Origin of the sequence: Bacteroides sp. 44_46 (assembly GCF_001915465.1) — a bacterium.
Taxonomy (GTDB): Bacteria; Bacteroidota; Bacteroidia; order Bacteroidales; family Bacteroidaceae; genus Bacteroides; species Bacteroides clarus.
This window is the reverse complement of the sequence record NZ_MNQO01000020.1, coordinates 493078-506942: the sequence shown is the minus strand read 5'-3', so window position 1 is coordinate 506942 and position 13865 is coordinate 493078. Positions and strand designations below refer to the sequence as shown.

Below are 13865 nucleotides of genomic sequence, written 5' to 3'. Positions count from 1 at the left end.
ATGGTGTGGAGGTCTATGATTTTACCTATATCAATTGGTTCTGGATAGGTGCGGCATTGCTGTCCGTGTTATTGGCGTTGCTGGTGTGGAATGCAAGCAGTAAAGAGTAGAATATCTTGTTATATCGAATAACGGTGTAAAATCAGAAAAGATGGTTAAGCTTTTTTGATTTTACACCGTTTTTTTTGTACCCCTATAATTGTCTCATTTAAAGAATTCTTATCTTTGTAAGAAGAATGATAAATGAAAAACACGTAACAAGAGTATGAATTTTCATAGAATATGCCTATTAATCGGAATTCTGCTATCCGGCTTTATTACCACCTATGCGCAAGATACCCCAATTATACGAAGTGCACGTATAACGGTATACAAGGCTGTACAGAAAGATACGATATGGACGACCGGAAATATAGTGGATAATATCTATTTTGTGAAATATGATAACGAGGGACGTATGTCTGTGGAGAATTTATTGGCTCCCGACAGGTCTCCTTTGCATAAAATTATTTATAGATATGATGCGGACGGAAAAGTTGTGAAAGAAATATATGTAGGGACAAAACGGGAAGGTCTGCTTTGTTATGTATGGGGATATGGATATGATGCGGAGGGAAGATTGAGTACTATTACTACTATGAATGGTCGGCAAGATACGATTGGGATAGTGACAGCTATATATGATACCGATGGAAAAGTGCAAAAGAAAATATTTGATGACCGAAGAACAAGTGAAGCTTGCGTTGTGGAGCTGGATGATACGACAAAGCTTAAAAGGGAGTCGCTCAACTATATGAAGTCCTGGCGGAAAGCAAAGAGGCCGATGCAGAAAATCGTGGAAAAGGATGAATATGGCAATTGGACGCAAAGAACGGGTTTTGCATTGGACGGTCATCCTACCTACATCACCAAGCGCAGTATTATTTATGAAGGAATGGAAAGCGATTGGGAGCGATTGGCGCTTCAGGATAAAGTGAAGAGTGTTCGACAGTATTCATATATTGCTGTTCCCATGGGAGTGGAAACTGTTCTTAGAGGCAAAAAACAAGGACATTTTTTTGCTTATGAGTTTGATGCTCAAGGCAGGATTATCAGTGATGAAGCTTTCACGGAAAAAGGCGTATCTGTAAAAACAGTGAAGTATGAGTACGGTGAGAATGGAAAGCTGCAGAAGGAAGAACATCGGACACCCGCAGGTGCATTGACGAAGTATATAGAGTACCAATACGGTGATGAAGGTTATTGCAAAAGCGGCGCGATATATAATGAAAAGTCCGAACAGACGGGGAAAGTCGTTTACCGTCATGATTGGGAAGGGAATCGTATGCAGGAAACTGTATATGAGAAGGATGGAACAAAAAGTGAGGACTATCGTTACTTTTATGATTCTTATGGACAACGGATTGGACGAAAAGTAATAACTTCGTCTACCGAAAATGTCTATCCTTATCGCCGTACCTGGAATTTCAGGCAACGTATGACGAGCGAGGAGATTCTGCTGCCGGAGGATAAACTCGACAGATATACCTATCAGTATAATAAAAAAGGCGAAGTGATTTCCGGAACGGAACAGCCTGCGGGACAGCCCGAAGAGAAGTTTGTTTATAAATTTCACAGGGACGAGAAAGGAAACTGGAAGATACGAATCAAGTATGTGGATAATATTCCGGTCTTGTATGAGGAAAGAAAATATGTTTACTACGAAGAATAAGTCATCAATTAAAAAATATGGTATGAAGAAGATTATCAACCCATGGAAAAACATGGAAGGCTATAATTGCTTTGGTTGTTCTCCCGATAATGAGGCAGGTGTAAGAATGGAATTCTATGAGGACGGTGATGAAGTAGTGAGTATCTGGAAGCCCCGTCCGGAGTATCAGGGATGGTTGAATACGTTGCATGGGGGTATCCAGTCCGTATTGCTGGATGAGATTTGCGGTTGGGTGGTATTCCGTAAGTTGCAGACCGGGGGAGTGACCTCTAAAATGGAAACCCGTTTTCGTAAGTCCATATCGACCAATGATACGCATGTGGTATTGCGTGCGTCGCTGCGTGAACAGAAACGTAATATTGCCATTATAGAAGCGAGATTGTATAACAGCATGGGCGAACTCTGTACGGAAACTACATGCACCTACTTTACTTTCCCGCAGGAAAAGGCGGAAAAGGAAATGTGTTTTCATCATTGTGATGTAGAACCGGATGAAATCTTACCGCTTATTTGATAAAAATGAAAGAAAAAATGAACTTTTTGTGATAAATCTTTGGCTGTTTAAAACAAATCGTTTACATTTGTCGCATTGAAAAATAGAAAAAACATGAAGAATATCGTTGCACATCATCACCATTATCATCCTGACGAATAATTCGGTGGGCGTATGAGGATATGTGTATCACGAAGAACATATAATTAACGAGGCTTACCGAACATTGGTAAACCTCGTTTTTTTATTAGCAAACCATAAAATATAAATAATATCATGTTAAGAATTGCAGTACAGGCCAAAGGCCGTCTTTTTGACGAAACAATGTCGTTCCTTGAAGAATCGGATATTAAACTAAGCGCAACGAAACGCACGTTACTGGTACAGTCTTCCAACTTTCCTTTGGAAGTATTGTTTTTGCGCGACGATGATATTCCTCAAACAGTAGCTACGGGAGTTGCCGATTTGGGTATTGTCGGTGAAAACGAGTTCATGGAAAAGGCGGAAGATGCCGAGATTGTAAAACGTTTGGGATTCAGCAAATGCCGTTTGTCACTGGCCTTACCTAAAGATATTGAATATTCGGGTCCGCAGTGGTTTGAGGGTAAGAAGATTGCCACTTCGTATCCCGGCATTCTTTCCCGGTATCTCAAAGAACAGGGAGTGAAAGCGGAAATACACGTGATTACCGGTTCGGTAGAGGTTTCTCCGGGTATCGGTCTGGCCGATGCGATTTTTGATATTGTAAGTTCCGGTTCTACTTTGGTGAGCAACCGCCTGAAAGAAGTGGAAGTGGTGATGAAGTCCGAAGCTCTGTTGATTGGTAACAAGAATATGAGTGAGGAGAAGAAAGAGATTCTGAATGAGTTGTTGTTCCGTATGAATGCGGTAAAGACGGCGGAAGACAAGAAATACGTGTTGATGAATGCGCCGAAAGAAAAACTGGATGAAATCATAGCCGTACTGCCGGGTATGAAAAGTCCTACGGTGATGCCGTTGGCGCAAGAGGGCTGGTGTTCCGTACATACGGTGCTGGATGAGAAATGTTTTTGGGAAATTATCGGTAAACTGAAGGCATTGGGTGCAGAAGGCATTTTGGTGTTGCCGATTGAAAAAATGATACTTTAAACGCTAATGGTATGAACTTAATAACTAATCCTGATAAATCTCAATGGACGGAATTGCTGAAACGTCCGGTGATGAACACGGAAAATCTCTTCGATACGGTACGGAGTATTATAGACCGTGTGAAAGCGGAAGGCGACCGCGCCGTATTGGAATACGAAGAAAAATTTGATAAAGTGGCGTTGACCACATTGGCTGTGACGGAAGAAGAGCAGGCGGAAGCGGAAACATTGGTGGGCGAGGAACTGAAAAAAGCCATTCGTCTGGCCAAACAGAATATTGAGACCTTTCATGCGGCACAGCGCTTCGAAGGTAAACGGGTGGAAACTCAACCGGGAGTTACTTGTTGGCAGAAGGCGGTTGCCATAGAGAAAGTCGGGTTGTACATCCCCGGCGGAACGGCTCCGCTTTTTTCTACCGTGTTGATGCTGGCTGTTCCGGCAAAGATTGCAGGATGTAAGGAGATAGTGCTTTGTACTCCTCCGGGTAAGGATGGAAAAGTACACCCTGCCGTTTTGTTTGCGGCTAAGGTGGCGGGAGTAAACCGTATTTTCAAAGCCGGCGGTGTGCAAGCCATTGCGGCAATGGCCTATGGTACGGAAAGCGTGCCGAAAGTATATAAGATATTCGGTCCGGGTAATCAATATGTAACGGCTGCCAAACAGTTGGTGAGCTTGCGTGATGTAGCTATTGATATGCCGGCCGGTCCTTCGGAAGTGGAAGTGTTGGCGGATGAAACTGCCAATCCGTCTTTTGTGGCTGCCGACTTGCTGAGCCAGGCAGAACATGGTGTAGACAGCCAGGCGATACTGATTACCACTTCCCGGGCATTGCAGCAGGCGGTGAAAGAAGAAGTGGAGCGTCAGTTGGCTTTGTTGCCCCGCAAGGATATTGCGGAAAAGTCTCTTGCCAACAGTAAGCTGATTGTAGTACGTGATATGGACGAAGCCATCGAACTGACTAATTCCTATGCACCGGAACATCTCATCATCGAAACGGCGGATTATATGTCCGTTGCGGAGCGGGTGATTAATGCCGGTTCGGTATTCTTGGGTTCTCTCACTCCGGAAAGCGCAGGAGACTACGCTTCGGGCACCAACCATACGCTGCCTACCAATGGTTATGCCAAAGCATATAGCGGCGTCAGTCTCGATAGCTTCATACGCAAGATTACTTTCCAAGAGATTAAACCGGAAGGAATACGCACGATTGGTCCGGCTATAGAGGAAATGGCTGCCAACGAGCATCTGGATGCGCATAAGAATGCGGTAACCGTCAGACTTGATAAATTGAGAGTTGAGAATTGAAAATTGAAAATTAAAAAAATAATACTTCATCATTCATAATTTATAATCCGTAAATAAATTCTTTCTGTCCATGAGAACTTTAGAAGAACTGACCCGACCGAATGTGTGGCGCCTGAAGCCTTACTCTTCGGCACGTGATGAATATAATGGCGCTGCCGCATCCGTTTTTCTCGATGCAAACGAAAATCCGTATAATATGCCGCACAATCGTTATCCGGATCCGATGCAACGGGAGCTAAAGAAAGAACTGTCGAAAATAAAGAAAGTACGTCCCGAGCATATTTTTTTGGGAAATGGCAGTGATGAGGCGATAGACCTTGTATTCCGTGCTTTTTGCGAGCCGCGTATAGATAATGTGGTGGCTATAGATCCTACATACGGTATGTATCAGGTATGTGCGGAAGTAAATGATGTGGAGTACCGCAAAGTATTGCTGGATGAAAATTTCCGCTTTTCGGCAGATAAGCTGCTGGCGGCTGCGGATGAGCATACGAAGTTGATTTTCCTTTGTTCTCCCAATAATCCCACGGGAAACGACTTGCTTCGTAGTGAGATTGAGCGAATCATCCGTGAGTTCGACGGGCTGGTGATACTGGATGAGGCTTATAACGACTTTTCGGAAGCGCCTTCTTTCTTGGAAGAACTGGACAAATATCCTAATCTGATTGTGCTCCAAACCTTTTCCAAAGCATGGGGATGTGCTGCCATACGCTTAGGCATGGCTTTTGCTTCGCAGGAAATCATTTCGATTTTCAGCAAAATAAAGTATCCTTATAATGTGAACCAGCTGACGCAGAAACAGGCGATAGAAATGTTACACCGTTACTATGAAATAGAGCGTTGGGTAAAAACATTGAAAGAGGAACGCGGAAACTTGGAAGAGGAGTTTGCGAAATTGCCTTGTACGGTGAAAATGTTTCCTTCTGATGCCAATTTCTTTTTGGTCCGCGTGACGGATGCGGTGAAGATTTATAATTATCTGGTAGGCGAAGGCATCATTGTGCGTAACCGTAATTCCGTATCGCTTTGCGGAAACTGCCTGCGGGTAACGGTAGGTACAAGAAACGAGAATGAGAGGTTGATTGAGGCGTTGAAGAAATATAAAGTATAAGGTATAAAGTATGAAGAAGGTACTTTTTATAGATCGTGACGGAACGTTGGTTATCGAGCCGCCTGTAGATTATCAGTTGGATTCGTTGGAGAAACTGGAGTTTTATCCGAAAGTGATGCGTAATCTTGGTTTTGTTCGCAGCAAACTGGATTTTGAGTTTGTAATGGTTACCAATCAGGACGGGTTGGGTACGGCATCTTTCCCGGAAGAAACTTTCTGGCCGGCACATAATCTGATGATGAAGACGTTGGAAGGGGAGGGAATTACGTTTGATGATATCTGCATAGACCGTAGCATGCCCGAAGATAATGCGCCGACCCGTAAGCCGCGTACCGGTATGCTGACGAAGTATCTCGACAGTCCCGAATACGACTTGGCAAATAGTTTTGTGATAGGTGACCGTCCTACGGATGTGGAGTTGGCGAAGAACCTGGGGTGCCGTGCCATCCTCTTGCAGGAAGATACGAATATGCTGAAACCGAAATCATCCGGTGGTGAAGCTGCCTGTAAGGGTTTGGAAGATGTTTGTGTGTTGGCGACAAAGGATTGGGATAAGGTCGCTGAATTTCTTTTTGCGGGCGAACGGAAAGCGGAAGTGCGCCGTACCACGAAAGAAACTGATATTTATGTAGCTGTAAATTTAGACGGTAACGGCCATTGTGATATTCACACCGGGCTTGGCTTTTTCGACCATATGCTGGAACAGATAGGCAAGCATGGCGGTATGGACCTGACGATTCATGTAAAAGGTGATTTGGAAGTGGACGAGCACCACACGATAGAAGATACCGCCCTCGCTTTGGGCGAGTGTCTGTACCAGGCTTTGGGCAACAAACGCGGTATAGAGCGTTACGGGTACGCACTGCCCATGGACGATTGTCTGTGTCAGGTATGCTTGGATTTCGGCGGGCGCCCCTGGTTGGTATGGGATGCCGAGTTCAAGCGTGAGAAAATAGGAGAGATGCCTACGGAAATGTTCTTGCACTTCTTTAAGTCGTTAAGCGATGCAGCTAAGATGAATCTTAATATCAAAGCGGAAGGACAGAATGAACACCATAAGATAGAGGGAATCTTCAAAGCCTTGGCAAGAGCCTTGAAAATGGCTGTGAAACGTGATATCTATCACTATGAATTACCAAGCTCGAAGGGGGTGCTGTAAACGCTATTTTAGTGAGTTCAAGGCTGAAAGCCTTTTATCATACAGCCGGGGTAACACCCCGGGAATATATGTACGGTTAATGTTACGCCCTGTAAGGGCAAAAGACTTATATGCATAGCTTTTACTCTTACAAGACTCAGAATATGTAAAGGAACTTTTATCCGGTGCATTACCCGGAATTGCATGATAAAAGCTTTTCAACCTTAAAGACTGCCGGATCATTATTAACCGTCCGCAAACGAACAGGGGGAGTGTCCGATTTCGGACACTCCCCCTTGCGTAATACCTTCCTGTCCGCTTGGCACACTCTTTGCTTTTCTATCAGCGATAATTTTAAAGACCGAACATGAAAAAGAATATTTTACTCGCCGCCTGTTTCTTGATGCCTCTGATTGCATCGGCACAAAATGATACTCTGACGCACGAACGCGACATAACTCTGGCAGAAGCCATCGCATTGGCACGTACCCAGTCTGTAGATGCCGCGGTGGCGCTCAACGAGTTGAAAACAGCCTATTGGGAATACCGTACCTTCCGTGCAGACCTGTTGCCTGAAGTAAACTTTACAGGAACATTACCCAATTATAACAAGTCGTACAGCACCTATCAGAATTCTGACGGTTCTTATAGCTTTGTCCGTAACAATACATTGGGGCTGTCCGGTGCACTTTCTATCGACCAGAATATCTGGTTCACAGGCGGTAAACTGTCGTTGGCCTCTTCCCTTGATTACATCAAGCAATTGGGCTCCGGCGGTGACAAACAGTTTATGTCCGTGCCCGTAAGCCTTGAATTGACGCAGCCTATATTCGGCGTGAACAGTTTGAAGTGGAACCGCCGTATCGAGCCGGTCCGGTATGCGGAGGCAAAAGCTTCCTTTATTTCCGCGACGGAAGAAGTAACGATGAAAACCATTACTTATTTCTTCGAGCTATTATTGGCCAAGGAAGCGCTTGCCACAGCGCAGCAAAACAAAGCGAACTCAGACCGCCTTTATGAAGTGGCCATTGCCAAACGCAAAATGGGACAGATTTCAGAAAACGACCTGTTGCAGCTCAAACTGAACTCCCTGCAAGGCAAAGCCGATGTAACCGAAGCCGAAAGCACCCTGAACGCTAAAATGTTCCAGCTGCGTTCATTCCTCGGCGTGTCGGAGAGCGAGGGACTGAACCCCGTGATACCCGCTTCCGTTTCGGGTATTAAAATGGACTATGACCGTGTCCTGAACAAAGCTTTGGAACGCAACTCGTTTGCTCAGAATATACGCCGCCGCCAGTTGGAAGCAGATTATGAAGTGGCTACGGCACGTGGAAATTTAAGGAGTATAGACTTGTTTGCCAGCGTTGGCTATACAGGACAAAACTATGAGTTCTCCTCTGCCTATCAGAATTTGCTGGATAACCAGATTGTCAAAGTCGGTGTAAAAATACCTATCCTCGACTGGGGAAAACGTCGTGGCAAGGTGAGGGTGGCCAAGAGCAACCGTGAAGTGGTACTTTCCAAAATCCGTCAGGAACAAATGGATTTCAATCAAGACATCTTCTTGCTGGTGGCAAACTTCAATAACCAAGCCCAACAACTGGAAATAGCCGAAGAAGCCGACCTGATAGCCGAGAAACGTTACAAGACCAGTGTGGAGACTTTTATGATTGGTAAAATAAGTACCCTCGACCTCAACGATGCGCAGAACTCCAAAGACGAAGCCCGGCAGAAACACATCTCCGAACTTTATTACTATTGGTATTATTTCTATCAACTCCGCAGCCTGACTCTTTGGGATTTTGAACGGAACGCGGAGTTGGAAGCCGACTTCGAAGATATAATCAAAGGCTGATTCCGGTCAAACCATACCGAATTGTACGATTATAAGGGAAAAAACAAAAAAATAGTGCAAATCTGTATGAGCTGTGGTGAAAAAACTTACTTTTGCAAGCAATTAACTACAAAATGCTATGATACTGATAGTCGATGATGATAGTGCCGTACGTTCTTCGCTCAGTTTTATGTTGAAGCGTGCCGGTTATGAGGTAAAAACAGCTCCGGGTCCCCGTGAAGCAATGGATATGGTTCGTGCGGAATCTCCCGCACTGATATTGATGGATATGAACTTTACGCTCTCCACTACCGGCGAAGAGGGACTTACGCTATTGAAACAGGTAAAAGTGTTCCGTCCCGACGTACCCGTTATACTGATGACGGCATGGGGAAGCATCCAACTTGCCGTACAGGGTATGCAGGCGGGCGCTTTCGACTTTATTACCAAGCCGTGGAACAATGCCGCTCTTTTGCAGCGTATCGAAACCGCTTTGGAATTGAGCGCCGCTCCGAAGGACGTGCCGGAGGAGCAGGCGGAAGGTTTGAACCGTAGCCACATCATAGGGAAATCACAAGGGTTGATGGAGGTGCTGAATACCGTGGCCCGCATAGCCCGTACCAACGCTTCCGTACTCATTACCGGTGAGAGCGGTACAGGTAAGGAGCTGATAGCCGAGGCCATCCACATCAACAGCCAGCGCACCAAACAGCCTTTCGTGAAAGTCAATCTCGGCGGTATTTCGCAGAGTTTGTTCGAGAGCGAGATGTTCGGTCATAAGAAAGGCGCTTTTACCGATGCGAGCGCCGACCGTATAGGTCGTTTTGAGTTGGCCAACAAAGGTACTATCTTTCTGGATGAAATAGGTGATTTGGATTTGTCCTGTCAGGTTAAACTGTTGCGTGTACTTCAAGACCAGACATTTGAAGTGCTGGGCGACAGCCGTCCGCGCAAAGTGGATGTACGTGTAGTCTCCGCCACCAATGCCGATTTGCGTAAAATGGTTTCCGAGCGTACATTCCGTGAAGACCTTTTCTACCGTATCAATCTGATAACCGTAAAACTGCCCGCCTTGCGCGAACGCCGTGAGGATATTCCTCTGCTGGCACGCCACTTTGCCGATCGCCAGGCTGCCGTAAACGGTTTGCCGCGTACCGAATTTTCGGCGGACGCGCTGAACTTCCTTTCCCGCCTGCCTTATTCGGGTAATATCCGTGAATTGAAAAATCTGGTGGAACGTACCATTCTTGTCAGCGGAAAACAGATTTTGGACGCCTCTGATTTTGAATCGCAATATCAACGCCATGACGAACCCGTAAAAGCCGCCGAGGGTACGTCCTTTGCCGGCATGACGCTGGACGAAATAGAACGGCAGACTATCCTGCAGGCTTTGGAACAGCATAAAGGTAATCTCAGCCAAGTTGCATTGGCGTTGGGCATCAGCAGAGCCGCACTGTACAGGCGGTTGGAAAAATATAAAATAGCGGTTAGCGATTAAGGGATAGGGATTAGCGGTTAGTGATTAGCGATAAGTGTTTATTCGTTTAAATCCTAACAGTTAATCGTTGACTGCCAACCTCTAATCCCTAATCGCTAATCGCTAATCCCTAATCACTAATCCCTAATCACTAATCCCTAACCGCTAACCCCTAATCTCTTACTTACGTGCGTATTAAATTTTACTTTTTTATTCTTGTATTGTTTTTGTTCGGGCTGGGTGGAGTGTTGATATACCTGGCAGGCAAAATGCAAACCGCTCATCTATATGTTGTGGAGGGCATCATCGCGTTTATACTTATCTATCTGGTGGTGTTCTACCGTAAGATTGTCAAGCCGATGGACACGATAGGAAGCGGTATGGAGTTGTTGCGCGAACAGGATTTCAGCAGTCGGCTCAGTCAGGTGGGACAGTATGAGGCCGACCGTATCGTGAACGTCTTCAACCGTATGATGGAGCAACTTAAGAACGAGCGTCTGCGTATGCGCGAGCAGAACCATTTTCTTGATTTGCTGATTCAGGCATCGCCTATGGGCGTTATCATTATGACGCTGGACGGTGAGGTATCGCAGCTCAATCCGATGGCCGTGAAAATGCTGGGCGTTCGGTTGGAAGAAGCGCAGAACAAGAAACTGGAGAAGATTGATTCGCCTTTGGCGGAAGAGCTGGCATCCATTCCTAAAGAAGCAACTTCCGTAGTGCGGCTGAACGACTCGAATATTTATAAGTGTACCCATTCCTCGTTTATCGACCGAGGATTCAAACATCCTTTCTTTCTGATAGAACGTATGACGGACGAAGTGATGAAAGCGGAAAAGCGCGCATACGAAAAAGTTATCCGCATGATTGCCCACGAAGTGAACAATACCACGGCCGGCATTACCTCTACTTTGGATACGGTGGAACAGGCACTCTCTACGGAAGAAGGCATGGATGACATTTGCGATGTAATGCGTGTATGTACGGAACGTTGTTTTTCTATGAGCCGCTTCATTACCCGCTTTGCAGATGTGGTGAAGATTCCCGAGCCTACGGTGGCGCCGGTTCAGCTGAATGAATTGGTATCCATGTGCAAGCGTTTCATGGAAGGAATGTGCAACGACCGTAACATTATTCTCCGCTTGGAATGCGACCCCGAAGTAGGACAGGTTCGTCTGGATGCTTCACTGTTCGAGCAGGTTTTGGTAAATATCATCAAGAATGCTGCCGAAAGTATAGAGGGCGCCGGCGAAGCGGCAGGCAAGCAAGGTGAAATAACGGTAAGGACCACTGCCCCCGCTTTCATAGAAATCGTTGACAATGGTCCCGGAATCAGCAAAGAGACCGAAGCTAAACTCTTCAGTCCCTTCTTCTCCACCAAGCCGAACGGGCAGGGGATTGGCCTGGTGTTTATCAGGGAAGTGCTGAGCCGCCATGGTTGTACATTCTCCCTGCGCACGTACAATGATGGATTGACCCGCTTCCGAATCTTATTTAATTGAGAATTGAGAATTAAAAATTGAGAAATGGCTGCGCTGTCATGCTGCATAGTATTTTTTAATTTTTAATTCTCAATTCTCAATTAAATAAGATTTTTCTCCCATTCTTTTGCGTACTCATCCAATATCCGCTTGATGCCTTGGCCGATTGTGATGTAATCGTTCTCATTCAGATTGGCAAGGGAAGCACGCACGCTCCATTCAGGTCCGTCGAAGCCGCCACCGTTCAGAAGTATCAAAGAGGTTTCTTGAGCAAGGCGGAATACCACGTTCAGCGGACTGTACGTCTTTTTGAGGTATTCCACGAACTTGTCTCCATAGAACTTTTTGGCCCAGACCAGCATGTCGATTTCCGTATAGTAGCCCACCCGTAAGGGGTCTTCCACTAATGTAAATCCGGTATTGTCCCAAAGAGTCTGCAAACGGCGCCGGATGATTTCCTGCATCTTCTGCTTGTATTTGTTCTCCTTGTCCAGCAAGGCGAAAGCGGCGAATAAACTCATCTGCATCTGTTGCGGCAATGAAAGCCCTGCCGTATGGTTCAAGGCTACCTGACGGCTGTCCGCTACCATGCGGTCAATGAACTTCAACTTTTCGGGATGCAGGGTCAGTGTGGCATAACGGTGATTGAGTGCTTCGCGCTTATCTTTCGGCAATCGGGATATCTGCCTGTCGAATACATTGTACTCGTGCAACGCTATGACGGCGTTGCGCCAGCCGGTGGCTCCGAAATACTTGGAGAAAGAATACACGCAAAGCGTGTTGTACGGAATTTCTGCCATGAAGGAACGGAAATGCGGGCTGAAGGTGCCGTACACATCGTCCGTAATAATCATCAGGTTGGGATTGTCTTCCTTTACGATGGTTACGATGCGTGCCATTGTTTCGGGACTGAGCGTATAGCTGGGCGGGTTGCTCGGATTGGTGACGAACAATGCCTTTATCGCCGGATTTTTCAGCCTGTCAATATCCTCGTCGCTGTATTGCCACAGGTGTAGCCCGTCTTGGTTCATGCGGTTGGCATGCAGTTCGGTCACCTTAAACCGGTAGCGGTTCAGCTGGGGAATCTCTATATAAGGTGTAAAGGCGGGAACCATGAGGGCGATGCCGTCACCTTTGTTCAGTAGGAAATTCTCTTGCAGGGAATCGAAGATATAGCACATGGCGGCTGTTCCGCCTTCGGTGGCAAACAGGTCGAAAGCTCCGCGTGGCGGACGGTTGTCGCACATTTCCTGATTCAGGTAGTCGCATACCAGCATTTCGGTGAATCTTAGGATACGGTCGGGCACAGGATATTGGTCGCCTATGACACTCTCCGCCCATTCGTGAACAAGGCTGTCCGGGTCGACAGCATGCTGCATCAGCATATAGTTGTAGGTTTGTTCCAGCAATTTGGCTCCGGGCTGATAGGTGTTGCTTTTGAGGAATTGCTCGAAACGAGAGGCAATGCCTTGTTTTTCGGGGATGCCGGCAATACCTTCGGGAAGGAACATGACGTGACGGCATTCTTCCAGCCCGAACTTTCCCAAGAGGAAAAAGGCCTCGCGTGGAGTGGTTGCAATCCAGTTAGGATTACCGCGCCCGGCGTTCAACATGGTACGGGCTGTTTTTTTCAGACTTTCATCTGCCATGTCGATAAGACGGTTTTTCAGCTCGAAGGGGCTGATATTCTCCATCTTTTTTTCTAAAAGTTTTGTATCCATATAATCTGAAGTTTTTAAGTTTTCTTTATTCTGAAAATAAGTTCTTTTTATTCTGATAAGAAGCTCTCTTTGTTCTGAAAGTCAGCTCTCTTTGTTCTGAAAATCAGTTCTCTTTGTTTCGAAAATCAGCTCTCTTTGTTCCGATAAATTGTTGCACGTCTGTCATTCCTAAGGCTGAAAGCCTTTTATCATGCAGCCCGGGGTAACACCCCGGGAATGTGAATATGGCTAACATTGCGCCCTGTAGGGGCAAAATCTTTGAATATTATCTTTTGCCCTTACAGGGCGCAGAATGCTGAGGACATTTATTTATTCACTAATACTTACGCTGAGAATAATTCATGCAATAACTGAAAACTATTCGTACAACAGCCGGGTTGTTTTCTTACGACGGCTGTTGAATTATCATACAACAGCTGTGAAGTTATCTTACAACAGCCGTTGTAAGATAAGATTGCATTGTTTTG

General features: G+C 45.9%; 10 protein-coding genes and 1 pseudogene. 10 read left to right on the top strand and 1 reads right to left on the bottom strand.

Annotated elements, in window-relative coordinates; genetic code table 11:
* From BHV73_RS14680 to BHV73_RS14635, 10 genes and pseudogenes are all read left to right on the top strand, one after another.
* A pseudogene (locus BHV73_RS14680) lies at positions 1-110 on the top strand (MFS transporter); the annotation flags it as partial.
* A gap of 155 nt (positions 111-265) precedes the next feature.
* The gene (locus tag BHV73_RS14675) at positions 266-1711 is read left to right on the top strand and encodes an RHS repeat protein (protein ID WP_087413687.1); all 1446 of its coding nucleotides are present in this window, start codon (positions 266-268) and stop codon (positions 1709-1711) included.
* Between the two features lie 22 nt (positions 1712-1733).
* A complete protein-coding gene (locus tag BHV73_RS14670) occupies positions 1734-2225 on the top strand; it encodes a PaaI family thioesterase (RefSeq protein WP_087413702.1) in 492 nt (163 codons plus the stop codon).
* A 255-nt stretch (positions 2226-2480) separates the two neighbouring features.
* Entirely contained in the window at positions 2481-3332 is an 852-nt protein-coding gene (hisG, locus tag BHV73_RS14665) for an ATP phosphoribosyltransferase (RefSeq protein ID WP_009120499.1), read from the top strand.
* Between the two features lie 11 nt (positions 3333-3343).
* Entirely contained in the window at positions 3344-4636 is a 1293-nt protein-coding gene (hisD, locus tag BHV73_RS14660; protein WP_087413688.1) for a histidinol dehydrogenase, read from the top strand.
* Between the two features lie 70 nt (positions 4637-4706).
* Complete coding sequence (hisC, locus tag BHV73_RS14655) at positions 4707-5747, top strand: histidinol-phosphate transaminase (protein WP_087413689.1); 1041 nt, start codon at positions 4707-4709, stop codon at positions 5745-5747.
* 10 nt (positions 5748-5757) lie between these two features.
* On the top strand, positions 5758-6906 hold the full coding sequence (hisB, locus tag BHV73_RS14650) for a bifunctional histidinol-phosphatase/imidazoleglycerol-phosphate dehydratase HisB (protein ID WP_087413690.1): 1149 nt from the start codon (positions 5758-5760) through the stop codon (positions 6904-6906).
* Between the two features lie 346 nt (positions 6907-7252).
* Entirely contained in the window at positions 7253-8740 is a 1488-nt protein-coding gene (locus tag BHV73_RS14645; protein WP_009120504.1) for a TolC family protein, read from the top strand.
* A gap of 118 nt (positions 8741-8858) precedes the next feature.
* Entirely contained in the window at positions 8859-10217 is a 1359-nt protein-coding gene (locus tag BHV73_RS14640) for a sigma-54-dependent transcriptional regulator (RefSeq protein WP_087413691.1), read from the top strand.
* A gap of 167 nt (positions 10218-10384) precedes the next feature.
* Complete coding sequence (locus BHV73_RS14635; protein ID WP_087413692.1) at positions 10385-11698, top strand: sensor histidine kinase; 1314 nt, start codon at positions 10385-10387, stop codon at positions 11696-11698.
* Positions 11699-11778: 80 nt separating this feature from the next.
* Here BHV73_RS14635 and aspD read toward each other — a convergent pair whose 3' ends face one another.
* Positions 11779-13398 carry an aspartate 4-decarboxylase gene (aspD, locus tag BHV73_RS14630; RefSeq protein WP_087413693.1) on the bottom strand — a complete coding sequence of 540 codons (1620 nt, stop codon included), beginning with the start codon at positions 13396-13398 and terminating at the stop codon, positions 11779-11781.
* Positions 13399-13865 lie beyond the last annotated feature (467 nt).